The sequence below is a fragment of the [Clostridium] scindens ATCC 35704 genome, assembly GCF_004295125.1.
GTDB classification, from domain to species: Bacteria; Bacillota; Clostridia; order Lachnospirales; family Lachnospiraceae; genus Clostridium_AP; species Clostridium_AP scindens.
In genome coordinates this window covers 2793116-2817772 of sequence record NZ_CP036170.1, presented here as the reverse complement: position 1 = coordinate 2817772, position 24657 = coordinate 2793116, and the positions used below count along the sequence as shown (strand labels likewise).

Annotated in this window: 24 protein-coding genes and 1 other RNA gene; 7 read left to right on the top strand and 18 right to left on the bottom strand. The window is 49.6% G+C overall.

The features are described 5' to 3' along the window. Nucleotides 1–6: 6 nt before the first annotated feature. Entirely contained in the window at nucleotides 7–1137 is a 1131-nt protein-coding gene (gene pheA, locus HDCHBGLK_RS14475) for a prephenate dehydratase (protein ID WP_009249329.1), read from the bottom strand. Nucleotides 1138–1264: 127 nt separating this feature from the next. On the opposite strand from pheA, the gene HDCHBGLK_RS14470 reads away from it, so the two are divergent. Genes HDCHBGLK_RS14470 through HDCHBGLK_RS14455 form a run of 4 tightly spaced genes read left to right on the top strand, consistent with a single transcriptional unit; the run spans nucleotide 1265 to nucleotide 3587 of the window. After that, nucleotides 1265–1606 carry a putative ABC transporter permease gene (locus HDCHBGLK_RS14470; RefSeq protein WP_004606230.1) on the top strand — a complete coding sequence of 114 codons (342 nt, stop codon included), beginning with the start codon at nucleotides 1265–1267 and terminating at the stop codon, nucleotides 1604–1606. A gap of 59 nt (nucleotides 1607–1665) precedes the next feature. After that, nucleotides 1666–2202 carry a nitroreductase family protein gene (locus tag HDCHBGLK_RS14465; protein WP_009249330.1) on the top strand — a complete coding sequence of 179 codons (537 nt, stop codon included), beginning with the start codon at nucleotides 1666–1668 and terminating at the stop codon, nucleotides 2200–2202. Nucleotides 2203–2214: 12 nt separating this feature from the next. Further along, complete coding sequence (pyrB, locus tag HDCHBGLK_RS14460; protein WP_009249331.1) at nucleotides 2215–3132, top strand: aspartate carbamoyltransferase; 918 nt, start codon at nucleotides 2215–2217, stop codon at nucleotides 3130–3132. Nucleotides 3133–3146: 14 nt separating this feature from the next. Next, a complete protein-coding gene (locus tag HDCHBGLK_RS14455; RefSeq protein WP_004606233.1) occupies nucleotides 3147–3587 on the top strand; it encodes an aspartate carbamoyltransferase regulatory subunit in 441 nt (146 codons plus the stop codon). Nucleotides 3588–3702: 115 nt separating this feature from the next. Here HDCHBGLK_RS14455 and rnpB read toward each other — a convergent pair. The 7 genes from rnpB to spoIVA all read right to left on the bottom strand — a co-directional run bounded on the left by rnpB (nucleotide 3703) and on the right by spoIVA (nucleotide 8514). After that, nucleotides 3703–4066: RNase P RNA component class A (gene rnpB / locus HDCHBGLK_RS14450), an RNA gene on the bottom strand. Nucleotides 4067–4110: 44 nt separating this feature from the next. Further along, nucleotides 4111–4590 (bottom strand): ribonuclease HI, encoded by a 480-nt coding sequence (rnhA, locus tag HDCHBGLK_RS14445; RefSeq protein WP_004606234.1) that lies wholly within the window; start codon nucleotides 4588–4590, stop codon nucleotides 4111–4113. Between the two features lie 4 nt (nucleotides 4591–4594). Beyond that, the gene (locus HDCHBGLK_RS14440) at nucleotides 4595–5293 is read right to left on the bottom strand and encodes an MBL fold metallo-hydrolase (protein WP_004606235.1); all 699 of its coding nucleotides are present in this window, start codon (nucleotides 5291–5293) and stop codon (nucleotides 4595–4597) included. Between the two features lie 3 nt (nucleotides 5294–5296). Beyond that, nucleotides 5297–5767, bottom strand: coding sequence for a MogA/MoaB family molybdenum cofactor biosynthesis protein (locus HDCHBGLK_RS14435; RefSeq protein ID WP_004606236.1), 471 nt, complete (start codon nucleotides 5765–5767; stop codon nucleotides 5297–5299). A gap of 51 nt (nucleotides 5768–5818) precedes the next feature. Continuing rightward, entirely contained in the window at nucleotides 5819–6496 is a 678-nt protein-coding gene (locus HDCHBGLK_RS14430; protein ID WP_004606237.1) for an LrgB family protein, read from the bottom strand. Then, nucleotides 6489–6875, bottom strand: coding sequence for a CidA/LrgA family protein (locus HDCHBGLK_RS14425; RefSeq protein WP_009249336.1), 387 nt, complete (start codon nucleotides 6873–6875; stop codon nucleotides 6489–6491). Before HDCHBGLK_RS14425 ends, HDCHBGLK_RS14430 begins: the two co-directional genes overlap by 8 nt. Nucleotides 6876–7041: 166 nt before the next feature. Further along, a complete protein-coding gene (gene spoIVA / locus HDCHBGLK_RS14420) occupies nucleotides 7042–8514 on the bottom strand; it encodes a stage IV sporulation protein A (RefSeq protein ID WP_004606239.1) in 1473 nt (490 codons plus the stop codon). Between the two features lie 180 nt (nucleotides 8515–8694). Here spoIVA and aroD point away from each other — a divergent pair, with 180 nt between their 5' ends. Next, nucleotides 8695–9456, top strand: a complete 762-nt coding sequence (gene aroD, locus HDCHBGLK_RS14415) for a type I 3-dehydroquinate dehydratase (protein ID WP_004606240.1) — start codon at nucleotides 8695–8697, stop codon at nucleotides 9454–9456. 10 nt (nucleotides 9457–9466) lie between these two features. Here the strand turns inward: aroD and HDCHBGLK_RS14410 are convergent, their stop codons facing one another. The 5 genes from HDCHBGLK_RS14410 to HDCHBGLK_RS14390 all read right to left on the bottom strand — a co-directional run bounded on the left by HDCHBGLK_RS14410 (nucleotide 9467) and on the right by HDCHBGLK_RS14390 (nucleotide 16067). Then, nucleotides 9467–10915 carry a hypothetical protein gene (locus HDCHBGLK_RS14410; RefSeq protein WP_004606241.1) on the bottom strand — a complete coding sequence of 483 codons (1449 nt, stop codon included), beginning with the start codon at nucleotides 10913–10915 and terminating at the stop codon, nucleotides 9467–9469. A 98-nt stretch (nucleotides 10916–11013) separates the two neighbouring features. Continuing rightward, nucleotides 11014–12291, bottom strand: a complete 1278-nt coding sequence (locus tag HDCHBGLK_RS14405; protein ID WP_004606242.1) for an MFS transporter — start codon at nucleotides 12289–12291, stop codon at nucleotides 11014–11016. A 52-nt stretch (nucleotides 12292–12343) separates the two neighbouring features. After that, the gene (locus HDCHBGLK_RS14400; protein ID WP_004606243.1) at nucleotides 12344–13219 is read right to left on the bottom strand and encodes a shikimate dehydrogenase; all 876 of its coding nucleotides are present in this window, start codon (nucleotides 13217–13219) and stop codon (nucleotides 12344–12346) included. Between the two features lie 17 nt (nucleotides 13220–13236). Further along, on the bottom strand, nucleotides 13237–15162 hold the full coding sequence (locus HDCHBGLK_RS14395) for an oxidoreductase (protein ID WP_004606244.1): 1926 nt from the start codon (nucleotides 15160–15162) through the stop codon (nucleotides 13237–13239). Between the two features lie 65 nt (nucleotides 15163–15227). Beyond that, nucleotides 15228–16067, bottom strand: a complete 840-nt coding sequence (locus HDCHBGLK_RS14390) for a sugar phosphate isomerase/epimerase family protein (RefSeq protein WP_004606245.1) — start codon at nucleotides 16065–16067, stop codon at nucleotides 15228–15230. 201 nt (nucleotides 16068–16268) lie between these two features. On the opposite strand from HDCHBGLK_RS14390, the gene HDCHBGLK_RS14385 reads away from it, so the two are divergent. Then, a complete protein-coding gene (locus HDCHBGLK_RS14385; RefSeq protein ID WP_004606247.1) occupies nucleotides 16269–17156 on the top strand; it encodes a LysR family transcriptional regulator in 888 nt (295 codons plus the stop codon). A gap of 80 nt (nucleotides 17157–17236) precedes the next feature. Here the strand turns inward: HDCHBGLK_RS14385 and HDCHBGLK_RS14380 are convergent, their stop codons facing one another. Genes HDCHBGLK_RS14380 through der form a run of 3 tightly spaced genes read right to left on the bottom strand, consistent with a single transcriptional unit; the run spans nucleotide 17237 to nucleotide 20251 of the window. Then, on the bottom strand, nucleotides 17237–18250 hold the full coding sequence (locus tag HDCHBGLK_RS14380) for an NAD(P)H-dependent glycerol-3-phosphate dehydrogenase (RefSeq protein WP_004606248.1): 1014 nt from the start codon (nucleotides 18248–18250) through the stop codon (nucleotides 17237–17239). 28 nt (nucleotides 18251–18278) lie between these two features. Beyond that, nucleotides 18279–18920, bottom strand: coding sequence for a glycerol-3-phosphate 1-O-acyltransferase PlsY (plsY, locus tag HDCHBGLK_RS14375; protein ID WP_004606249.1), 642 nt, complete (start codon nucleotides 18918–18920; stop codon nucleotides 18279–18281). Nucleotides 18921–18922: 2 nt separating this feature from the next. After that, the gene (gene der, locus HDCHBGLK_RS14370) at nucleotides 18923–20251 is read right to left on the bottom strand and encodes a ribosome biogenesis GTPase Der (RefSeq protein ID WP_004606250.1); all 1329 of its coding nucleotides are present in this window, start codon (nucleotides 20249–20251) and stop codon (nucleotides 18923–18925) included. Between the two features lie 154 nt (nucleotides 20252–20405). On the opposite strand from der, the gene HDCHBGLK_RS14365 reads away from it, so the two are divergent. Next, a complete protein-coding gene (locus tag HDCHBGLK_RS14365; RefSeq protein WP_004606251.1) occupies nucleotides 20406–21581 on the top strand; it encodes a ribose-phosphate pyrophosphokinase in 1176 nt (391 codons plus the stop codon). Nucleotides 21582–21925: 344 nt separating this feature from the next. Here the strand turns inward: HDCHBGLK_RS14365 and HDCHBGLK_RS14360 are convergent, their stop codons facing one another. Both HDCHBGLK_RS14360 and HDCHBGLK_RS14355 read right to left on the bottom strand, forming a co-directional pair. Next, a complete protein-coding gene (locus HDCHBGLK_RS14360; RefSeq protein ID WP_039909541.1) occupies nucleotides 21926–23368 on the bottom strand; it encodes a polysaccharide deacetylase family protein in 1443 nt (480 codons plus the stop codon). Nucleotides 23369–23491: 123 nt separating this feature from the next. Continuing rightward, nucleotides 23492–24655: a phosphoglycerate dehydrogenase gene (locus HDCHBGLK_RS14355; protein WP_004606254.1), complete on the bottom strand. Its 1164-nt coding sequence runs from the start codon at nucleotides 24653–24655 to the stop codon at nucleotides 23492–23494. Between the last annotated feature and the right edge of the window lie 2 nt (nucleotides 24656–24657).

Genomic DNA, 24657 nt, shown 5'->3' with positions numbered 1-24657 from the left:
CACCTCTTAATAATTTCCCAGTATCTTCAAATTAATGCTTTCTTCCCGCAGGCCGCGGATCGCGTTTTTTACCGCCGGATCCGCCAGATTTCCTTCGAAGTCTATAAAGAAGCGGTATTCCCAGTTCTTTCCTTCTACCGGCCTGGATTCGATCCTGGTCATGTTCAGGTCATTATATATGAAATGAGACAGCAGGTGGTACAATGAGCCGCTCTCATGCGGCAGTTCGAAGCAGATGCTAATCTTCTTCGCGTCTTTCAGGAATATCTTCTGGTTGGTGGCTACGATGAATCGGGTGGAGTTTCCCTGATCATCATTGATATTGTCCGCCAGCACCGCCAGGCCATGCACTTTGGCCGCATATGCGCTGCACACGGCCGCCTGGGTCTTATCCTGCTCATCCAGCACCTTCTTTGCCGCGATCGCCGTATTGGCCACGCTGATCTGCTGCCAGTCGCCGTGCTCGTCCAGGAAGCGGGATGCCTGCATCAGAGCCACGCCTTTTGAGTAAACTCGCTGGATATCCGACAACTCTGTTCCCGGAAGACCGGCAAGCGTATTGACGATCGGGATGATTGTCTCTCCTACGATATAGTTTTCAAATTCCACCAGCAGGTCATACATCTCATCCACAGAGCCCGCCGTAGAGTTCTCGATGGGAAGCACGGCAAAGTCCGCCGCTCCTTCTTCGATGGCTTCCATGGCGTCCCGGAAGGTCCGCACGTAAAAGTTGTTGCAGTCCTCCCCAAAGTAATTCTTAGTGGCCGCCTGGCTGTATGCGCCCTCCGTTCCCGGGAATACGATCCTCGCGTTCTTGTCATCCAGGGAGGACACCCCGATAAATGGAAGCCTGCCCAGGGCCCCTGCCTTGACCAACTGCTGATACTGCAGTTTCCTGCTCATGGACATCAGTTGGTCATAGAGTTCCTGTACCGCTTTCTTATTAAAGTCCGTGGATACTTTACCGGCCACCTCCTGAAGCTTGTCCCGCTCTCTCTGGCGGTCCAGAACTTTCCTTCCATTTTTTACCTTATATTCTCCGACCTCTTCACAGATGCTCATTCTTTCCTCAAAGAGTCTGACCATCTGTTCATCAACATCGTCTAGCCTTATTCTCAATTCCTCTAACGTTGGCATGTCTTTTTCTCCTTCTTTGCAAATCAAGTTGTATTATAATACATTTTTGGTATAAAATCTACCTTCCGTTGCCATACTAAGACACATGAAGCACAATTTCTTAACCTGCGGAACCTGTGGGTGGTGCATGGAGATTCTATTCACCGGCCTGCACTCCCTGCAGAACGAAAATCACAAACTTACCGGGAATACTTCCATCTGGATGTTCCCCATCTATGGCATGGCCAGTTTCCTTTCTCCCATCTGCAGACGTTTAAAAGGCAAGAGTCTGGTGTTACGGGGAGGTGTATATACTTGCTGCATTTTTATCGGAGAATATATTACCGGCTCTTTCCTGAGGAAATTTGAAGCCTGCCCCTGGGATTACAGCGAAGCCCGGCTGAATGTTAACGGGCTGATCCGCCTCGACTATGCGCCTCTCTGGTTCTGCGCAGGGTTGTTGTTTGAAAAAATTCTCTGCAGACGTTGAAAATCTTTCATATTTATTATATGATGTATGAAAGATTTTCAATATGGGAGGAAAACGAGATGAACACCACTGAATGTATCAGAACCAGAAGAAGCATCCGGAAGTTTAAGCCGGACCCGATAGACCATTTTCTATTAGAATCCATTATATCTACTGCATCCTATTCTCCTTCTTGGAAGAACAGTCAGATCGTCCGTTATATCGCAATTGAAGATTCTTCTATTCTTAATTCAATCATGAACAATTACACCCCAGATTTTAATTCTAATATTATCCGTCAGGCACCAATGCTGATTGCTATGACCTTCGTAAAGGGCCGCTGCGGCTTTGAGCGCGATGGATCATTTACCACGAAAAAGGGTGACCGCTGGCAGATGTTCGATGCAGGCATCGCGGCGCAGACGTTCTGCCTTGCCGCCCATGAGGCCGGGCTTGGGACCGTTATCATGGGAATCTGGGATGAGGATGGCATCACGAAGCTTCTTGATTTTCCAAAGGATCAGGAACTTGCCGCGCTGATCGCCATCGGTTACCCGGACATCCATCCGGATGCGCCCGGGCGCAAATCTGTTGATGAATTATTAACATATCGATAAGAGGAGGTTTATATGAGACATTTGATGAGTCCACTGGATTTTTCCGTGGAAGAATTAGACAAACTTATGGATCTTGCGGGGGACATTGAGGCAAATCCTGAAAAATACGCCCATGCGTGCGAAGGGAAGAAACTGGCAACGCTCTTCTACGAGCCAAGCACCAGGACAAGGCTCAGCCATGAGGCAGCCATGCTGAACCTGGGCGGAAGCATCCTCGGATTTTCTTCTGCCGACTCCAGTTCTGCCGCCAAGGGCGAGAGCGTTTCCGATACGATCCGCACCATATCCTGCTACGCGGACATCTGTGCCATGCGCCATCCAAAGGAAGGCGCGCCTATGGTGGCATGCCGCCACTCTTCGATTCCGGTGATCAACGCAGGAGACGGCGGGCATCAGCACCCGACCCAGACTCTCACCGATCTTCTGACCATCCGATCTTTAAAAGGGCATCTGGATCACATGACCATTGGCCTGTGCGGAGACTTGAAGTTTGGGCGTACCGTCCACTCGTTAATCCATGCCCTGGTCAGATATCCGGGAATCAAGTTCGTGCTCATTTCCCCGGAAGAGTTAAGGCTTCCAGGCTACATCCGCTCGGACGTGCTGGATCAGAAGCAGGTGGAATACGAGGAGGTCGTCCGCCTGGAGGATGCGCTTCCGAAACTGGATCTTCTGTATATGACCCGCGTTCAGAAGGAACGTTTCTTTAATGAGGAAGATTACGTCCGCATGAAGGATTTCTACATCCTGGATGCCAAGAAGATGGAACTTGCGCCAAAAGACATGTATGTGCTGCATCCCCTTCCGAGGGTCAATGAGATCTCCGTCGAGGTTGACAAAGACCCCAGAGCGGCGTATTTTAAGCAGATGCAGTATGGCGTATACATACGAATGGCATTGATCTTAACGCTATTAGGAATCGAAGTATAGGGAGGAAATCAATTATGGTAAAAAACACTTTGAATGTAGGCCGGATTGATGAAGGCTTTGTATTGGATCATATCCAGGCAGGCCGTTGCATGGACATCTATAAATACCTGCATCTGGATAAATTAGACTGCTGTGTCGCGATCATCAAGAATGCCAAGAGCAACAAGATGGGCAAGAAGGATATCATGAAGATTGAATGCCCTATAGACTTCATTGACCTGGACATCCTCGGATTCATTGATCATAACATCACCATCAACATTATCCAGGATTCCCAGATCGTTGACAAGAAACGTCTCCATCTTCCAAAGGAGATTGTCAATGTGATACGATGCAAGAACCCGAGATGCATCACTTCCATCGAACAGGAGCTGGATCACATCTTCGTGCTTACGGATAAGGAAAATGAGATCTATCGCTGCAAATACTGCGAAGAGAAGTATGATGGCCGGTAGGCGCCGCATCTTTTCACAAGTAGGCAGATAACTTTACAGGCCATGAACCGGCAGATGTTATTCATCCTGCCAGACCATGGCCTGTTTTTAAGTCCTATTTTCATTTTTTATTCTAAAGGCAAGCAAGACGATAAGCCGGGTTATGTCGTTGAGTAATCATCTATCTAGACCTTTCGTTGCCGGAAGGTTCCAGCGACCTACCTAAGACGTGACGGGCCGCCACATCGTCTTTATCCGGTCTTGCTTCGGATGGGGTTTACATGTGCCCCTGCTGTTACCAGCAAGGCGGTAGTCTCTTACACTGCCCTTCCACCCTTACCTGCCGGGAACAAAATGTCCCCTGCAGGCGGTATATTTCTGTTGCACTGGCCTTGGAGTCGCCTCCACCGGACGTTATCCGGCATCCTGCCCTGTGAAGCCCGGACTTTCCTCACCTGCGGCCTTTCGGCGCTTGCAGCTGCGATTACTTGTCTTACTTGCCTTGGTTACTATATCATAATTTTTTCCAAAAAACAAATATTATTTACACGGGAGTCCCTTCATCCTCGATCAGCGCATCCCCGTCGGCAGCCGTGGTTGCCAATGTATCGCACCGCTCATTCTGGGGATGCCCGTCATGGCCTTTGACCCAGATGAACTGAACCTGGTGGGGGGCTTTCGCCTTCAGAAGCCTCTGCCACAGGTCAATATTCTTCACCGGCTCATTCTTTCCCCTCTTCCAGCCCTTCTTGATCCATCCGTCAATCCAGTGCTGGTTGAATGCGTCCACCACATATTTCGAATCGGAGTACAGTTCCACCTGGCAGGGCCGGTTAAGCGCCTCCAGCCCGGCGATCACTGCCATCAGTTCCATACGGTTGTTGGTGGTCCGCTTATAGCCTTGGGACAGTTCCCGGGTATGTAATTCCCCCTTGGAATCCACATACTCCAGAACCGTGCCGTAGCCTCCAGGCCCATCCGGGTTGCCCCTCGCCGCCCCGTCCGTATATATCTTTACCTGCATCTTCCTACTCCTTCCTCTCTTCCAGTTCAAACACCTGCTGCGTCCTGGTGATATGCATGACCTTCTGCCGGTATCCTTCTGATTCCGGCCGTTCCATCAGGCGCTCATAAGCCTCGTATCTCCCCCACATATGCATCGGGAATACATGCCTTGTATCCGTATGGCGCATGAAATAATCCATCCCCCAAAAGAATTGCTCCTCCTGGCGCAGATCCAGAGGAAGGAACGCCACGTCAATCTTTTCACCCTCGATCTTGCCTATCTCATACTGGTAATTGCGGCGCATCATCTCATTGTAGGTCTCGCTTTCATCTTCCCAGTGCCACCAGTTCAGATCCCCCGCGTGAAATATGGTCATCTCCTTCAGGCGCACAAAAAACGCCACGCCCTCATCCGTAGAGCGAAGAGTCCGGATCTTCATCCCATCCAGTTGTATCTCCTTACGGGGCTCCAGATAAATCGTTCTGCCTTTCGGCCCCCGGTCCGTAATATCACTGGACAGAATATATTTGATATTCTCATATGCATCCGACCACTGGAATATCTTTCTCTTAAAATGATCATAATGCCCATGGCTTGCGAATACATACACTTTTTTCTCTGTAGGCATATCTGGAAGCCGTCCCTTATAGTAATCAAATATCATGACCACGTCTTCATGCTCGATTGTAAAACCACTGTGTTCCAGATACGTAATTTTCATTTCTTATGCCTCTCCCTTGATCACGTTCACAGCATGTACCAGTTCGGGAAGCAGATATCTGAGGCTTTCCTTTACCGCCCCGGCCTTGCCCGGGAGATTCACGATCAGCACATCCTGGCGGATTCCCGCTACGGCCCGGTTGAGCATGGAACGCTTGGTCAGTTTCATGGTGTGCGCCCGCATTGCCTCCGGTATTCCTAAAAGAGGTCTTTCAACAACGTCCATGGTTGCCTCCGGCGTGCAGTCCATAGGACCGCATCCTGCGCCCCCCGTGGTCAGGATCAAGTCTGTCAGATGATTGTCGGCCATCCTCTGCATCACTGTTGACAGTACCTTCCGGTCTGTAGGCAATGCCCTCATGAATACGATCTCAAGTCCTGCCTCCTCTACAATCTTCTTAATTACTTCTCCACTTTCATTTTCTTCCCTGTCTCTGTATATGTCTGTGTTTGCTGTAATAATTGCGACCCTCATACTGTACCTCCATACTTTTCTCTGTTGTTTTCTATTAGAATATTAACCCTTTTACAATAATAATGCAATGATTACGGTGCAGATTCCTGCAACTCCCATTGCCACTCCGCTTACGGCCCCTTCTACTTCCCCCATCTCAAGCGCCTTGGACGTCCCGATCGCATGGCTGGCCGTTCCAAATGCCACGCCGATGGCTACCGGATCCTTTAACTTCAGCATCTTGATGATAAATGGATGGAGGATGGCGCCTCCGGTCCCGCAGATAATGACCGCCATCATGGTAATGGACTCTATCCCTCCAAGCTGGGATGACACATCCAGCGCGATCGCCGTGGTCACCGACTTTGGAAGCAGGGAATGCATTATATCTGCGTGCAGGGCCAGCAGCCTGCATAATGCCACCGTGCTTCCCATAGATAGGAGGCTTCCCATCAGGCAGCCGATCACGATGGGAAAAAACTGCTCTTTGAGCACTTTTCTCTGGCGGTAGATGGACAGTCCCAGCATGGCTGTCACGGGCACCAGGAACATGGAGACAAACTGGGCGCCTTCCATGTAGTCATCATAGGATATATGCAGGATCTTGAGCACCAGCACGCAGATCACCATGGCGATCAGCAGCGGGTTGGCGATCGGCGTCCTGGCCTTCCTAGCAGCCACGCCTCCGATATAGAATGCCATCACCGACAGCAGAATGCCGAACAAGGGATTGGACCATAGATTACTCATCTGCCTGTCCTCCCTTTCCCGCCAGCCTCTTCATGCATATCTGCACGATACGCACGCTGGCGTAAGTTCCCAGAAATGTCATCACCAGCGAGATGCACACCACGATCAAGAATCCCGCCAGCTGGCCTTTCAGCAACCCTACATCTTCCACCATGCCGATCGAAATCGGCACGAACACCAGCGCCATATTCGACAGCAGGAAGTCCCCGGTCTCCCGGATATGCTCTTCTTTCAGTATCTTCGTAAACAGCAGAAGCGCCAGAACCAGGATTGCCATGACGCTGCTTGGAAATGCGATTGGCAGCAGCGACACGATGAATTCCGCCGCAAGGCAGATTGCTAGGATGATCCCCAGCTGCTTTAATATTTTTGCACTCATAACTTTTCCTTCTCTCATTTGTGTAAAGACTATCCCGGTTATTATAGCAAAAAAAAGCGTCAGGTTCTACCCCTGACGCCATTTTTACCTTTACTTCCCGGACACTCCTGTATAAGTATACTATATACAGCTTGACGTCCAGAGTCAAATGAACCTGCATCCGGGCCTAGATGATGATGCATACCAGCCCGCCGTTGCTGTCATTGACGATCTTCTGCATAGTATCCTGCAGTTTTTCCTGGCTCTCGTCATTGATCATTGCCATCTTATTCTGCATGCCGTCCATCACCAGTTCTTCGATGGATTTGCCGAAAATATTCGTACTCCAGATGCCGCCTTCGCTCTCCTTGGCATCCTTGATATAGCGGATCAGGTCTTCTGCCTGCTGCTCGCTTCCTACGATAGGCGCTATCTCCGTCTCGATGTTGGCGCGGATCAGATGGATGGACGGAGCTTCGGAATGGATCTTTACGCCGAACTTGTTGCCCTGCTTGATGATGGCAGGCTCTTCCAGCACGATCTCTTCCTTCTTGGGGCTGACTACGCCGTAGCCCTTCATGCGTACCGCTGTAAATGCATCCCGCACGCCTTCATACTCTTCCTTTAACCGGGACAGATCCCGCATGGCCGCAATCAACTCATACTGGCCCGCAATATGGGTACCCGTCAGTTCGCTGAGCATCTCGTAGTAGAACCGGTCTGCCACGCTGATCCGGACCTTCACGCATCCGGTATCCATTTCGATCTGGTCTACCTTCATCTCGTCAATATAAGGACTCTCCGGCGTCTGGATTCCCGCGGCCGCGTCCTTGATCTCGCTGAACCGATCCATAACTTCTTTAATATGTACCAGCATATCCTGCTTAATTTTATGATCCCTTGGAAGCATCTCCACCCACTTGGGAATAAAGAACTGCACTTCCGATACCGGAAATTCATACAGCACCGCTTCCATGATCTGATAGATATCCTCTTCTTTTAACTGTTCGCAGTTTACCGGCATGGCTTTTACGCCAAAGTTTGCTTCCAGTTCCTCTGCCGCCTGCCTTGCCTCGTCATTAAAAGGCTTCTTTGAATTTACCAGTACCACGAAAGGCTTTCCGATGTTCTGCAGTTCCCGGATGGTCTTTTCTTCCGCCTCCTTATATCCCTCCCGCGGGATATCGGTAATGCTGCCGTCCGTGGTCACCACGATGCCTATGGTCGCATGGTCGTGGATGACCTTGCGGGTTCCGATGGTTGCCGCTTTTGTAAATGGGATCTCATAGTCGAACCAGGGCGTCTTCACCATGCGTTCTTCATTGCCTTCCACGTGTCCGGAAGCGCCGTCTACCATATAGCCGACACAGTCGATCAGACGTACATTGACTGTCACATCATCAGAAAGCTTGATCTGCGCCGCTTCTTTTGGCACGAATTTGGGCTCTGTGGTCATGATCGTACGCCCGGAGGCAGACTGTGGCAATTCATCCTTGGTCCGCGCCTTGCCGTTCTCATCCTCCATATGAGGGAGTACCAGCATATCCATGAAACGTTTGATAAATGTGGACTTCCCTGTCCTTACCGGTCCCACCACTCCTATGTATATCTCTCCATTTGTTCTGGCTTGTATATCTTTGTACAACTGAAACGTATTCATTCTAATACCCCCTTGTTATGCTGATAACAATGTATGCTGCAATTTCTGGTTTTAGACTAAGTTTTTTATAGGCGCAGGCTATCATTTCTCTGAATAACTGTAATTTGACTTTCCCTTCCTATTGATATTACAATAACAGCAGCACAAGCAATAGATTCAGCAACGAAAAGGAGAGACTCTATGAATACAGTAAAAGTTAGAAATCTGGAATTAGGCTCGGGGATCCCCGCCATCTGCATTCCCAATGTGGGAAAGACCCGGGAGGAGATCCTGTCTCTGGCCGGGCAATATAAGGATATGCACATGGATCTGATGGAATGGCGCATGGACTGGTACGAAGATGTGGAAGATACGGACAAGGTGCTGGACGTGCTATCGAATCTTAGAAGTCTATTAAAGGACATGCCGCTTCTTGCCACCTTCCGTACGGTTAAGGAAGGCGGAGTCCACGGCATGTCCAGGGAAAAATACATTGCACTCAACAAGGCAGTGGCTGCCTCGGGTCATGCAGATCTTATTGATGTGGAGATATTCGCAGGCGACAAGGATGTCCGGGACATGATCGCGTCCATTCATGCCTGTGGCGTCAAAGTCATTGGCTCTAACCACGACTTTGACAAAACACCGGCCAAATCAGACATCGTCTTTCGGCTGCGCAAAATGCAGGATATGGAGGCTGACATTCCAAAGATTGCCGTTATGCCAAAGAGCCGCAAGGATGTCCTCACTTTGCTTGCCGCCACGGAAGAGATGGCTTCCTGTTACGCTGACAGGCCCATCATCACCATGTCTATGTCTGGGCTTGGCAGCATCAGCCGCATCTCCTGCGAGGTATTCGGCTCCTGTCTGACCTTCGGCTCCGGCTCTAAGGCATCCGCTCCCGGCCAGATTGGCGCAGAGGAACTGTACCAGGTTCTCAACACCGTGCATCAGGCGTTATAAGAGGAGTGCTTTACTCCTCTTTCCACGCTTCTGCCGTTCTTTCGATGGCCATGCGGCGTATTTCCTCATCTCTCTTGCGGTCAATGGCTTCCAGTTCTTCCGTTGTAGGTACGCCCAGTTTCTTCTTCTGGAATTCCATGTTGGACAGAATGAAGTTAAGGGCAAAGCCCACCAGGAGCGCCCAGCCTGAACCCTTAAATGCCAGCACCGCGGCCATGATCCCGGCAATGCTCTTGTCTGTGTTGGACTTGCAGTACTCCATGCCGATCCTTGCGCAGACATAAGCCTGGAACAGCAGCGTGATGGCGGATCCTACGCCCATGATCGGCTTCATGAAGGATACGATCGGCACCAGGATCACGCTTAAGAAGGTAGCCATACGGAAGGAACTCATGCCTCCGATCAAGGACTTCATGGCTTTCTTTCCTTCCCTGTAACGCATTGCAACCGAAACCGTCATGCCAACCCACAATGGGCCGGACAATGGCGGAAATGGCGCAAATATGGCAAGGATCAGGTTCCGAAGGCCGCTAATCAGGTTGGAGCGGCTGGAATTAAAGTCGATATACTCATCATCCCTGCTCTCCTGTGCTTCTTTTACCAGCGTCTCGCTTGTTACAAAGTCTCCGAACGCCAGGACATAGCAGATCAGTGCAAGCGGCAATGCCTTAATAAACATGGATAACGGCGGGAATCCTACGGCGAATATGCTAACCGTATGGAACATATTCGAAAAATCCGGAATTCTAATGACTGCCCCCATCTCCAGAACGGGCTTCGCCAGTTCTCCCAAGGCCACGCCAAGAAGCATGGCGATCAGGTATGGGAACAGGTTTCCATACTTAGCCATCACATCCAGAATCTTATATTTTCCTCTCTTCTTCTCGCAGAAGGGTGAGAAACTTAAGAATGCCAAAAGCAGAGTTCCTGCCAGCGTCGCTACCGGAGCCGTCAGCAGTTGGCTGTCTTCTGCCAACTGTCCCTGAATAACGGTAATCGGCGCAGCGAGAAGGATTCCCCCCTTGACCGAGGTCGGAACGCTTCTTACAAACTTGTCTGCCAATTTCGTGACACCCATAAACAAGAATATGAATGCCACCAATAATTGTACGGCGATCATCGCCTGGATGCGCTGCGGCCCTTTTTCGAACCCGCTGATGAACGCTAAGGTAAATGGCAGCGTCGGCGTGATCCAGCCAGGCACCACGGGATCTCCCAGCCAGCCGTGAAGCATGTATAAGGCCACTTCCAGAATAACGCAACTCCATGCCAGTTCATAGGGCAGCCCCAGATAGTCCGTCAAGTATGGGATTGAACTAAGGGCTGTCGCTCCCAGGATCAGTCCTTGAAAGAACTCCACATATTCAACGCGGTAATGTACGCCGGGTATTCTCCATTGGAAAGGCCCAAGAGGAATATAAGGGAGTTCATTTGGTTTTCTCGCTCTTCTTGCACTCATGATTGAGTACCCTCCTTAATCTTCTTTCGTCTATTTTTTAACAAACCAAGTCAATAAGGAACTCTGCCTTTGGTTCCAAAGGCAGAGTGACGCACGGATTATTTCAACAATGCGCTCTTTCCAAATATTTTCTTATGCTGTCCTATCAGATAGAACATCATCACCGTCGCGATAACGGATGCTGCAAGCAGCAGGCCCATCATCGTGTAAATGGCTGATGTCTCGCCGATAGACTTGGTCATTGCGGATACGATGTATGGAAGGAAGCAGCTTGCAAGCCCCATCCATGTGTAGTAGATTCCGGTATTCCTGCCCTTTGGTCCCGGACACATCAACTGGCGTACGCCAAGTCCTGTCTGAAGTGCTCCGCCGGCCGCAAAGAATCCAAGCAGGGCAATCGCTACATAGATGACTCCTACGTTCTTTACAAGAAGCACGATTGCCAGCGCAACCGCTGTAAATATCGAATCAATCAGAACTACCTTTAGCGGATTCCATTTCAACTTGCCCATCATGATTGCCCAGAATACTACGGCAATGATGGAGCCAACCGTATAGATGGATGTCATGCCTGCCGCCTGCATTTCCGTCAGTCCGCAGTTTGTCATGCCAAAGGCCTTAGTATACTGCTGCGCGCCATACATGATGAACATGCACAGGAATCCATAGAACATGGTAATAAAGTTTACCAATCCATTCGGCTTAACCAGCATGCTGGCTTTTGCCGCGTCGATCTCGGCCTGGGCGGCGTTCTTCGTCTCGCCATCCGCGGTCTTTACCGTCTCTTTCATATCATCGTCATAGGCAAATGGAGCAATGACTGCCAGTACGACGCATACAACGGACATCACAAGCGGAATCCATACATTAATGTGCCAGTTTCCGGAATTGGAAAAATGTACGGCCATCAATGGGTAGATAATGCCGGATACGGATACGAATGCCTTGATTCCGATTAACGCAGAACCGGCATATCTTGGCTCAACGGCTTCCTGTACCGCCGGATACAAGGATGCATCCCAGAATCCGGAAGTCGCCACGCCTGCCAGGAAGGCGCATACACATGCTACCGTAAAGTTTGTAGAGAACAGCAGGCCTGCAAAGCACACGATATAGAGTATGCCTCCGGCAACCGCCATTTTCTTACGTCCTATTTTATCAGATATCTCTCCGCCAAGCCACACGGTCAGGAATTTTCCGAAACCTGTCGCCGTGATGGCCAGAGACACCGCTGCTGCTCCTGCCACTTCGTCTGTATATCCCCATTGGGTGAAGAAGTTTACTTTATTCTGTGACAGAATAATCGCCTGGATGCCATGGGTAAAATATGCCATGTATACCATGGCCATAGAAAGAATATACTTCTTTGCTCTCATCCTCTCATTCTCCTTTTCTCTATCATTCTCTTTTGAATACTGCTGAATACTGCTATTTGGCCTGCTCTGCCTGGAATTTGTTGTATTCCTCAAGCGGCATCTTCTTGCCTACGAACAGTTCGTAGTTCACCGCTCCCTGCTGCTGGAGCATTCCTTTTCCGCCAATCGCCTTGCATCCTGCCTCTTCCGCCTCCAGGATCATCTTAGTCTTCTCCGGGCTGTATACGGTATCAGCCACGACCAGATCCTTGCGGTATAAGGATTTGTCAATGAGGGAGACGTCATCGTGAGGCTTCATTCCCATCGTCGTCGCATTGATGACGATATCGCAGTGGTTCACTGCTTCTGCAAGTTTTTCCTTGTCTTCCATGTCATTTACCGTAACAATGCATTCCGGGCATTTCTCAGCAAGTTTTTCTTTAGTACCCTGGGCCCTGTCAAAGAATTTGTCCTTGACATTGAAGATGGCTACTTCTTTTGCGCCATCTAAGGCCAACTGTACCTGGATTGCCGTTGCAGCCCCGCCTGCGCCTAATACTACCGTCTTTTTACCTTTTACGTCAACCCCGTTGACTTCCAGATTTTTTACGAATCCTACGCCGTCTGTCACATGGCCCGTAATCACGCCATTGTCATTGACGAATACGTTGCAGGCTCCGATGATCTCGGCTGCCGGTGATAATTTGTCTACCAGCTCTGCCGCAATGTTCTTGCAAGGCATCGTAAAGTTTCCTCCGCGCATATTCAGCAGGCGGATGGTTTCAAATACCTTTGGCATCTGCTCTTCTGTCACGTCAAATGCCAGATATGCATAGTCCAGCCCGTCATGCTGGAAGCTGAAGTTGTACATTGCAGGAGATCCTGAATGTCCAACCGGCGTTCCAAATAGTCCCATTAATCCTGTGTGTCCGGATATTCTCTTTTCCATCGTCTTATATTTCCTCCTTATATCTGCATTGCCGCTGCGTATGCTTCCTTAGTAGCGTCCAGTGCCCGGCGCGCTCTTGTGGCATCTCCCACGACATATACTTCCTGTCCTAACTCTTCCAGCTGTTCTGCAAATGGATTGTAGTTTCTGAATCCCATGGATAATACGACAGAGTCGAATCCTCTTACCTCATGCCGTTCTCCGTCCGGAGACTCATATTCCACGCCGTCATCATAGAAACGGCATACTTTTGCATTTACAATCTGCTCTACTTTATACTCATCGAAATCCTTCATCACATATTTGCGGTGCTCGGTGATCATGTCTGCGCCCATCTTGTCGCGGAATTCAATGATGGATACCTGATGCTGCTGCTCTCCTAAGAAGGCTGCGATCTCGCATCCCACCATTCCGCCGCCGACTACCAGAACCTTTTCTCCTGCCGCTTTTTTGCCATCCAGAAGGTCGGAGCCGTGGATGATTGCCGGATTGTCGATTCCCTCGATTGGAAGGATCAAAGTCTTAGAGCCGGTGGATACTACGACTGCATCCGGTTTTTCTGCTTTTACAAGATCCAGGTCTGCTTCCTGATTCATCACGATCTTAACGCCTGCCTTCTGGCATCTTACGATGTAGCTTCGGATCATGTTGGAGATGTCGCCTTTTCCCGGAGGGTACGCAGCCAGGCGCATGTTGCCGCCCAGTTTATCCGTACTCTCATATAAGGTTACGTCGTGGCATCTTTCCGCACAGATGAATGCCGCGCACATGCCGGCTACGCCGCCGCCAATGACCATGACCTTCTTAGACTTCTCTGCCTTCGGATACCCTTCTGCCTCATGGCCCAGGAATGGGTTGGTCAGACAGCAGATAGGCTCTCCTTTGTACATATTGGCCACGCATCCCTGCAGGCAGGCGATGCATGGAGTCAGATCCTCAAGCCTTTCTTCCATTGCCTTCTCCGGCATATGCGGATCTGCCAGTGACTGACGTCCGAATGCCACCAGGTCGGCACGGCCTTCCTTAACCAGAAGTTCTGCATACTGAGGCTCTGTGAATCTTCCGACCGTGATCACCGGAATGCTGACTGCCTTCTTGATCTCGGATACCAGATCTGCTGAGAATCCGCCATGGATCGTTGTCGGCGCCCACATATATTCGTCTTTGATATGTACCGCGCGGGATACATGAAGCGCCTGAACGCCGCATTCTTCCAGATATGCCGCGATGGCCGCGCTGTCATGTACATCCAGTCCTCCCAGGACTTCATCGGCACTGTTGATGCGGGCGATGATCGCCACCTTGTCTCCAACCGCCTTCTTCACCGCTTCCACGATCAGGCGTGGGAAGCGCATCCTGTTCTCGAAGTTTCCGCCAAACTCATCCACGCGCTTGTTGGTTCTTGGAGACATGAAGGAACTTACCAGATAGCCGTGTGCCATATGAATCTCTACGGCATCCGCACCGCCTTCCATAGCGCGTCTTGCTGCCTCTGCATAGCCTTCTACCAGTTCATATACCTGCGCGGTAGGCACTTCTTCCGGCGTGTCTCTTCCTACCGTAGATGGGATGGCTGTTGCCGCCTGGATTGGCGCGCCTGCATTCTTTGCATTTCCTTCCGGCCCTGCATTCTGCAGCTGGATGGAAACTTTGGCGCCTTTTGCATGACAGGCATCCGTAATCTTCTTCAGGCTTGCGATGCTGCTTTCATCGTACAGGCAAGGCTTTCTCGGGCCGCCCTTGGCTCCTTTATGTACAACGGTCGCCTCGATGGTAACCAGGCCAAACTGGCCTTTCGCACGTTCTGCATAATATGCGACAGACTGATCGCTCCAGCATCCATCCGCATTTGCGAAGTTATTGCCCATCGGCGGGACTACGAAACGGTTCTTTACAGTCATTGGTCCAATCTGGATTGGCTTGAACATATTTTCAAATTTCATATCATTTCCTCGCTCTCGATTTATTGCTTGTCACAAGAATTATCTCTTTATGTATCAGGTATCTCTTAGTCTTCCAGAATCTCCGGCCATGCTTCCTTCAATACTTTTACGGTATTGTCATAGGTATGGGCTGCAGCTTCTTTCAGGCCTCTTGACAGGATCTCGTCAGAGATGACCTCAACGCCTACCACCTTAGGATCGATTCCAGCTTCCTTGATCATCTTTACAAACCCTGCCGTATCCTTTGCTCCGGTTCCTGGCGCGAGACGGTCATGCATGGATTCGTCTCTTAAGATCGTCTTTGCATATGGCCTCTCGTAAGCATCGTTGATCTGGATGGAGATGACTTTCTTAGCCTGCTCTTCTGTCAGGATGTCGTAGGACTGGTCTGCTCTTACCCAGTGCCATGTATCCAGGATCAGCATCGCATTGTCGCATCCGGATGCCTGAACTACATCAAATCCTTTTTTGAGATCCGGGATACCGCTGTATGGCATTGGCTCAACTCCGATCATGTACTTTCCGGCCCTCTGGCATAATTCTTTTAACTTCTGAGCCGTATACTCCACAGAATAGTTTTCCATAAGTCCGCAGTTGATATGGCCTACTCCAAAGAGTTCGCACATATGGAAACACATCTGCTCTTTGTACTTCTGCTCGTAGGAACGGTTCTCCTCTGCCCACTGTACGATGTACTCTACCTCGGTAACCTTGATTCCGTGCTTATCAAGGATTGCTAAAATGTCTTCATCATGAAGCCCCTCATTCAACGCGTCCACATAGGTCTCTGCCCTCAGGCCGATTCCTTCATAACCAGCTTCTTTCGCTGCGATGACCCGGTCCTCAAATTTGCACTGGTCTCCCAATGTCCATGAACTTACTGTGATTGGATTTTTTCTTGACATAATACGTTTCTCCTTCCATTGTTAAAATTGAACATGATTCTTCTATTTTTCTGGTTCAAGCTTGTGATTTTTACTATGCTTTGATTATATTCCATTGTTAAATTAAAAACAAATTGTTAATATTGACCGAATCCATAGATTTTGTTTATAGTTCATGTTAGAATATAGTCAAAATCAGAAAACAAGGGAGAAATCATCATAATGAATCTTTACCACCTCAGATATTTTGTGACGCTGGCACATCTGGAGCATTATACCAAGGCCGCAGAAATATTAGCCATTACCCAGCCAAGCCTTAGCCATGCCATCGCATCCTTGGAAAAGGAACTGGGCGTAAAGTTATTTGAAAAAGAAGGACGCAACGTTGTCCTGACCAAATGTGGCCAGGCTTTTCTGACTGATGTGGAACGTGCGCTTGATATGCTGGATTCCAGCGTCAACAAACTGCAGATGACCGGAAGCGGCGAAGGACGTATTGACATCGTCCAGCTCAGAGTGCTTAGCAGCATCATCGTCCCCGGCTTCGTAAAAGGATTCCTGGATTCCAAGCCGGACAAGAATATCGACTTCCATTTTCATGGCTCCACAGGCATGTCTACAGACATGATCCAGGGCCTGAAAGACCGGAAATACGACGTTGCCTTTTGTTCCATGCTGGATCATGAGCCGCTTATTGAGTTCGTGCCGATCGCCCGCCAGGAACTGGTCTTGGTCGTACCGAATGGACATCCGCTTGAGTCCAGGGATCGCATAGACCTTAAGGAAACCCTTGAATATCCTCAGATCGCCTTCTCAAGGCGCAGCGGCCTGCGGCCTGTGATAGACAAGCTGTTCGACAAATGCGGCGGCCGTCCGGAATATGTATATTCGGTGGAAGAAGACCAAGCCGTGGCCGGGCTTGCGGGAGCAGGATTTGGCATCGCCGTGGTCCCCAATATGCCGGTGCTTAACTATATGCCGGTGAAGATTATACAGATTGAAAAGCCTACCTGGGAGAGGGTCTTCTACATGGCTACTCTCAAGAATGTCTACCAGGCGCCGGTCATAAATGAATTCAAGAAATACGTAATGGAGCATGCGGATCTCTGATCCCTATTGGAATACACTTTTGGGCATAGTAAAGCACCCGGTACATCGAATCTGTACCGGGTGCCTTACTATGCCTTATCCTATTCTTTCCATGGCAGCGCCGTATGTTCGGCCTTGCTGTCTCTTAGCATCAGTTCATTGACCGCTTCTCTCGGATCCTTTCCTTCGAAGAGGACTTCATTGACCTTGTCGATGATTGGCAGGGAAACTCCATATTCCTTGCCCAGCTTGACTGCCGCTTTTGTAGAATATACCCCTTCTACCACCATCTTGACCTCGTCCATGGCTTCCTGCATAGACATTCCCTGTCCAATCAGATAGCCTGCCTTCCGGTTACGGCTGTGCACGCTGGCGCAGGTTACGATCAGATCGCCAATCCCGGTCAGGCCTGTAAAACTCTCAATTGCTCCGCCCATCTTGACACCCAGCCTTGCAATCTCCGCAATGCCTCTGGTAATAAGCGCCGCCTTCGTGTTATCTCCATAGCCCAGGCCGTCTGCGATGCCTGCCGCAAGGGCAATGACATTCTTAAGCGATCCGCCCAGTTCCATCCCCAGCATATCCGGGCTGGTATACACGCGGAACACCTCGTTCATGAACATATCCTGCAGATACTCTGCCGTCTCCTTCGTCTTAGCGCCGATCACAACGATGGTCGGCAGCCCTCTGCCTACCTCTTCCGCATGGCTGGGGCCCGATAATACAGCCACGTTCGCCTGCGGGATCTCCTCTTCAATCTGCTGGGACAGGGTCATCAGAGTGCTTTCTTCAATTCCCTTTGCCACATCCACGATAATCTGCCCCTCTGCTACATAAGGCTTCATATTGCGCGCCGTACTGCGTGTAAATGGAGACGGCACAGCCAGAACAATAAAGTCTTTCCCCTTGATGGCGGATTCCATCTCCGATGTAAACTCCATATCATCTGGAATCTTTACGCCAGGCAGTTTGGACTCATGCTCCCGTTTTATGGAAAGCATCTTCACTTCGTCGTCATTGATGGACCATACCGTCACATTGTGCCCGTTCTTGTGGAGCAGAAGCGCCAGTGCGGTACCCCAGCTGCCTGCTCCCATAATACCTACATTTGCCATAATGTTTACGTTCCTTTCATACTTTGTGCTATTTCTTGCCGACACTTAGCTTATTCTCCGTGCCGGTTAATAGTCTCTTAATGTTCTCCCTGTGCTTAAAGAAAGCAGACAGCATCAAAAATGCCGCAATCCCATACATTTCGTAGAGATAATTCTGCGCTACATGGAATCCTCCCATCTGTCCGTAGATCACCACCTCCGCAAGATAGATGATGACCACCAAAAGAGAGCCAAGCGACACATACCTGGTGATCCCCACAACTCCCACGAAAGCCGCCAGGCAGATCAGTACCATCCACACATTGGTGGTGCTTACGATCAGCCCTGCCGTAGCTGCAATTCCCTTGCCTCCTTTGAATTTCAGGTAGAATGGGTAATTGTGTCCCAGCACGACCCCCATGCCCGCATACATGGCAAGAAGCGGCATCATGTCCGCATGGCTCTTTCCATAGAGCAGATGCACCACGACCACCGCTAACACGCACTTAAAGCAGTCGCCCAGCAGCGTCACAAGGCCTGCCTTCCAGCCCATAGTGCGCAAGGCATTGGTGGTTCCGGCATTGCCGCTCCCCTGCTTTCTGATGTCCACGTGGTGCAGCTTGCCGTACAGATATCCTGTCTGCAATAATCCAAATGCGTATCCTATAATCACACATATGAAACGTTCCATAACTAGCGCTCCTTATCCTTTCTTTCCCGTACAAAGAACTTCAGCGAAGTTCCTCTGAATCCAAATGCCTCGCGAATCTTATTCTCCAAATACCTGGTATAGGAGAAATGCATCAATTCCTTGTCATTAACGAATATGACGAATGTCGGAGGCTTCACAGCCACCTGGGTAATGTAGTACAGTTTCAGCCTTTTCCCTTTGTCTGACGGCGGCTGCTGCATTGCCACGGCCTCGGCCATGATCTCGTTGAGCACGCCGGTAGCTATCCTGAGCGTCTGGTTTTCAATTACCATGTCTATCTTATCATATAATTTGTTCAAGCGCTGCCCTGTCTCGGCAGATACATACATAATCTCCGCATAAGGCATGAATGACAGCACGCGACGGACTTCACTGTCATACTCCCGCATGGTCTTGTCATTCTTTTCTATGGCATCCCATTTATTTACCACGATGATGATGCCCTTGCCCCGCTCATGGGCAATTCCCGCAATCTTCGCATCCTGCTCTGTCACGCCTTCGGTGGCATCGATCACGATCAGCACCACGTCTGCCCGCTCTACCGCCGTTACCGTACGGATAATGCTGTAGCGTTCCAGTTCTTCTTTAATCTTGTTCTTCCTGCGAAGGCCGGCCGTGTCTATGAATACATATTCCTTCCCATTGTACACGATATCTGTGTCGATAGCATCCCGGGTCGTTCCCGCGATATCCGATACGATGACGCGCTGCTCTCCCAAGAGTTTGTTGATGATGGAGGATTTTCCTACATTCGGCTTGCCTACGATCGCTATCCTTGGACGCTCATCCTCTTCTTCCTCCCTGCCATGCTCCGGGAAATGCTCCGCCACTTGATCCAGCATATCGCCGATCCCCAGGCGGGACGCCGCAGAGATGGGCACCGGATCGCCGATCCCCAGATTATAGAACTCATATACATCCGGCATGAACTTGTCAAAATTATCTACTTTATTAACCACCAGGACTACCGGCTTGCCGGAGCGCCTGAGCATGTCCGCCACCTTTGAATCCGAATCTACCAGTCCCTGGCGCACGTCAGTAATGAAAATGATCACGTCTGCCGTGTCGATGGCAATCTGTGCCTGCTCGCGCATCTGGGACAGGATGATGTCTTTGCTCTCCGGCTCGATCCCGCCTGTATCAATCAGCGTGAAGTCCTTATCAAGCCAGTTCACATCCGCGTAGATACGGTCCCTGGTCACTCCGGGCGTATCCTTGACGATGGATATCATACCACCTGCCAATACATTAAAAAGGGTCGATTTTCCAACATTGGGTCTTCCCACAATTGCTACTACTGGTTTACTCATTTTATATCTCCTCTATCTTACTTTCTTCGTTGACCATACTCCATTATACATTACCTTTCCCAAATAGTCCAATCTGTTGTTGACCTTTTTATAGGAAAAGTGATATAAATATTAATAGTGATTACTATAAATTCGAAAGATACAGGAGATTATCATGCCAAATATTAAGTTAATGGAGACGGCGCTTCCCGTAGCGCCCCTAAAGATCGCGGCCCTTGACTCATGCAAGGTGATGGGCCAGAAAGTAAATGATTATATTGTCAGATTCAGGCAGGATACGTTAAAAGAATCTTTGGATTCGCCGCTTTTTTCCAGTTATCAGCTGGACAATTACCTGATCGACTGCCACTGCCCCCGTTTCGGAACCGGGGAGGCCAAAGGAATTATCGGAGAGTCGATCCGCGGAAAAGATCTGTTCATCATGGTCGATGTCTGCAACTACAGCCTGACCTATACAGTAAATGGTCACTTGAACCATATGTCCCCGGACGACCACTATCAAGACCTAAAACGCGTTATCTCAGCGGCCAACGGCAAGGCTCACCGTGTCAATGTCATCATGCCGTTCTTGTATGAGAGCCGCCAGCACAAGCGTACGAAGCGCGAATCCCTGGACTGCGCCCTGGCGCTTCAGGAACTGGTCGACATGGGCGTCACCAATATTCTTACCTTCGATGCCCATGACCCGAGAGTCCAGAATTCTATTCCGCTGCACGGTTTCGACAACTTCAATCCTCCTTACCAGTTCATGAAAGCCCTTCTTCGGGCAGAGCCGGAACTGATCGTCGATAAGGAGCGCCTGATGGTGGTAAGCCCGGACGAAGGAGCAATGCACCGTGCCGTTTATTTCTCCAACGTTCTCGGCGTCAATATGGGAATGTTTTATAAGCGCCGTGACTACTCTACCGTAATCAACGGCAAGAACCCCATCGTGGCCCATGAATTCCTGGGCGATGATATCAAGGGCAAGAATGTCATTATCGTGGACGATATGATATCCTCTGGGGAAAGTATGCTGGATGTTGCAAGACAGATCAAGGACAGAGGCGCGGACCGGGTATTCGTCTGCACTTCCTTTGGATTGTTCACAGAAGGATTTGATATGTTTGATGAATATTATGAAAAGGGCTACATCGACCGCGTGATTACCACGAACCTTACTTATCTTCCGCCGGCCGTACATGAAAAGCCTTATTTTGTAATTGCGGATATGAGCAAATATATCGCGCTGATTATCGATTCATTCAACCACGATATTTCCATCGGCGCTGTCCTCAATCCGACAGACAAGATTCACAAATTATTGGAAAAGCACCGCAATTCCTTGTAATTAATTTAACAAACTTTGCAGTCTCATATCTTTTATAATGCAGATAAAAAGGATGTCTCATCCACTTAGACGAGACATCCTTTTATGTTCCTCTCAATACTTTCTTAATTAGCGCTGCTCCATATATGTGGTTAAAGCGGTTTCTTCGGTAAAGTATTCCTTGAGTGCTGCGAATAAACCTTTCATCAAAACTCACTTCCTTCATACTGAATTCGTATATCTTATTCCGTTAAAAGATTAACACCTAGCACTCCATTTGTAAAGATATTATTTTAACAAAGATCTTCTAATTTTTCTATACTTTTTTGTGTATTTTTTAACATTCTTTTTCTATTCCGAAAGGACTAGAAATCTGTATAGCTAACTCCGTCCTTCAGTTCGACTCCTTTGGCTCTCGCCATCTCGGAGACGGTTACCAGCTGGTATCCCTCATCTATCAGTTTCGGTATCAGTGCAAGGGCTGCGTCCACGCTCTCCGTATGGATATCGTGCATCAGGATGATATCCCCGTCTTTTACGCTTCCCATGACGGAATCGATCGTGGCCTGCGCATTTCTGGTCTTCCAGTCCAGCGTATCGATATTCCACAGGATCATTGGCATTCCCACGGTTCCTTTCATCGTAGAACTGATAGCCCCGTAAGGCGGACGCATCAGGGTGGCTCCCTGCCCTACGATATTCTGGAGATTGCCATTGGTCCCTCCTATTTCATTCTGTATGCCGGATGCATCCAGTTTCGACAGATCTGCGTGGTCATAGGAATGATTGCCCAGTTCGCAGCCCACCTCCCTCATCTTCTGGATCACATTTGGATAGGATGGCACTTTCTTTCCCAGCATGAAGAATGTGGCATGGGCATTGTACTTCGCCAGTGCCTCCACCAGTTCGCCGGTGCGCGGGCCAGGGCCATCGTCAAAGGTCAGGGCTACCATCGGCTTGTTCGGGTCTATGGCGCTCTCCTTCTTGGAGATAAGCACGCCGTTCTCATCAAATACGCACAGCGTAAGCCCCAGCCACACCTCTCCCGTCGCCATCTTGCCATCCTGTTCAAAGTAATGGGAGGAACCGTCGATATCCTGCCAGCCGATATAAGCCTTGCCGTCCGCACCCAGGTAATACTTTCCATCATCGCTGTCAAGCCATCCGGTCTTCATCATTCCATCTTTGTCAAAGTAATATCTGGAACCGTTGATATCCTGCCAGCCGGACGCCTTCTTGCCGTCTCCGTCAAAGTAATAGGTGTTCCCTTTTGAGACTACGAAGTCATCAGTGACATAGGATCCATCATAGCGCTTAAACTTGTCCCCCTCCCACTCTCCGACTTTATTCTTAATTGTCAGGACGCCATCGGCAGTATCAATTCTGACCAGCCCGATCCAGTCCTTTTCCAGGAATCCTCTGACCGCATCCTCCAGCGTCAGGGTTACCGGATAATCTCCTTCCACAGCCGTATCCGCTTCGCAGCCGATGGCATAGCGCTTCCCATGTTCCAGATCTTTTGCCAGGTCGCTTACTGTATAGCCGGTTTTTGCATCCAGCACGGCCTTCGTATTCCCCTTGGTCTCTACCGTGATCCCGAACTTGGGAAGGTCTTCCCCCTGCAATATAGAATTGCTCTTTACCGCAAGGAATATCTCCGCCTCCTGCTGGGATGCCGCCGCAGTCCGAAAAAGAAAGAATGGAAGAGCGCAAACTACAAAAAGAGCAAAAATCCGCAAAGGGACTCTTACTCTTCTTGCTTTTTTATGTATATGCTTCTTGTGCTCGCTAATTCTTTCATTTGTCATCCGTATGTCTCCCCTACACATCATCAAACATCCATCTATGTAGTTGAGTATAACGTAATTCGACACGTTTCACAATGAATCTTATATGAACAATTCTTAATAATTGTTAAATATTATTACCCGTTATTCAATTACGCGCACGCGCAGTACTTCGCCGACCTTCCTCAGATCATCCACCACTTTCTCAGGAACCGGGCTGTCGATGTCTATCATCGTGTAGGCATAGCCGCCCTTGCTCTTATTGCTCATGTCTGCGATATTCATATTGTCATCCGCCAAGATCTTCGTAAACTGTCCGATCATGTTCGGCACATTGTGATGCAGAAGGACGATCCTGGTATTCTTGCCCCTCAATCCCATATCGCTGTCCGGATAATTCACGGAGTTCTGGATATTGCCATGCTCCAAGTAGGCCCTGATCTGCTTTGCCGCCATTCTGGCGCAGTTATCTTCGGACTCTTCCGTCGAAGCGCCCAGATGCGGGATTACAATGGCTCCCTTTACCCCTGCGATGACAGGCGTCGGAAAGTCTGTCACATAATGCTTTACCTGTCCGGCTACCAGCGCGTCAACCATAGCCTCTTCGTCCACCAGCAGGTCTCTTGCGAAATTCAGGACTACCACGCCTTTCTTCATCAGGCTTATGGCATCTCTGTCGATCATTCCTATCGTGCTCTCAAGCGCGGGCACATGGATGGTGATGAAGTCGCACTCTTTATACAGTTCATCCACGGTTTTTGCATGAATGATATTCCGGGACAGTCTCCACGCGGAATCAATGGATACATACGGGTCATAGCCATAGACATCCATTCCCAGGTGCATGGCCGCATTGGCCACCAGCACGCCGATGGCGCCAAGGCCGATGACCCCCAGTTTCTTGCCTTCCAGTTCGTAGCCTGCAAATGCTTTCTTGGCCTTCTCCGTCTCTTTTACGATGTTGCCGTCTTCTTCGTTTTCCTGCACCCAGTTGATGCCGCCGATGATGTCCCTGGAAGCCAGCAGCATTCCTGCGATCACCAGTTCCTTCACGCCATTGGCGTTGGCTCCCGGCGTATTGAATACCACGATTCCTTGTTCCGCGCATTTTTCAAGGGGAATATTATTCACCCCCGCGCCTGCCCTTCCGATCGCCTTTAATTCAGGACCAAACTCCATCTCATGCATGTTCGCGCTTCTTACAAGGATGGCATCCGCGCTCTTTGGACCGCCAGCCGGCGCATAATCTTCCGTAAACTGTTTCATACCCACTTCGGATATTTGATTTAAGCAATAATATTTATACATAA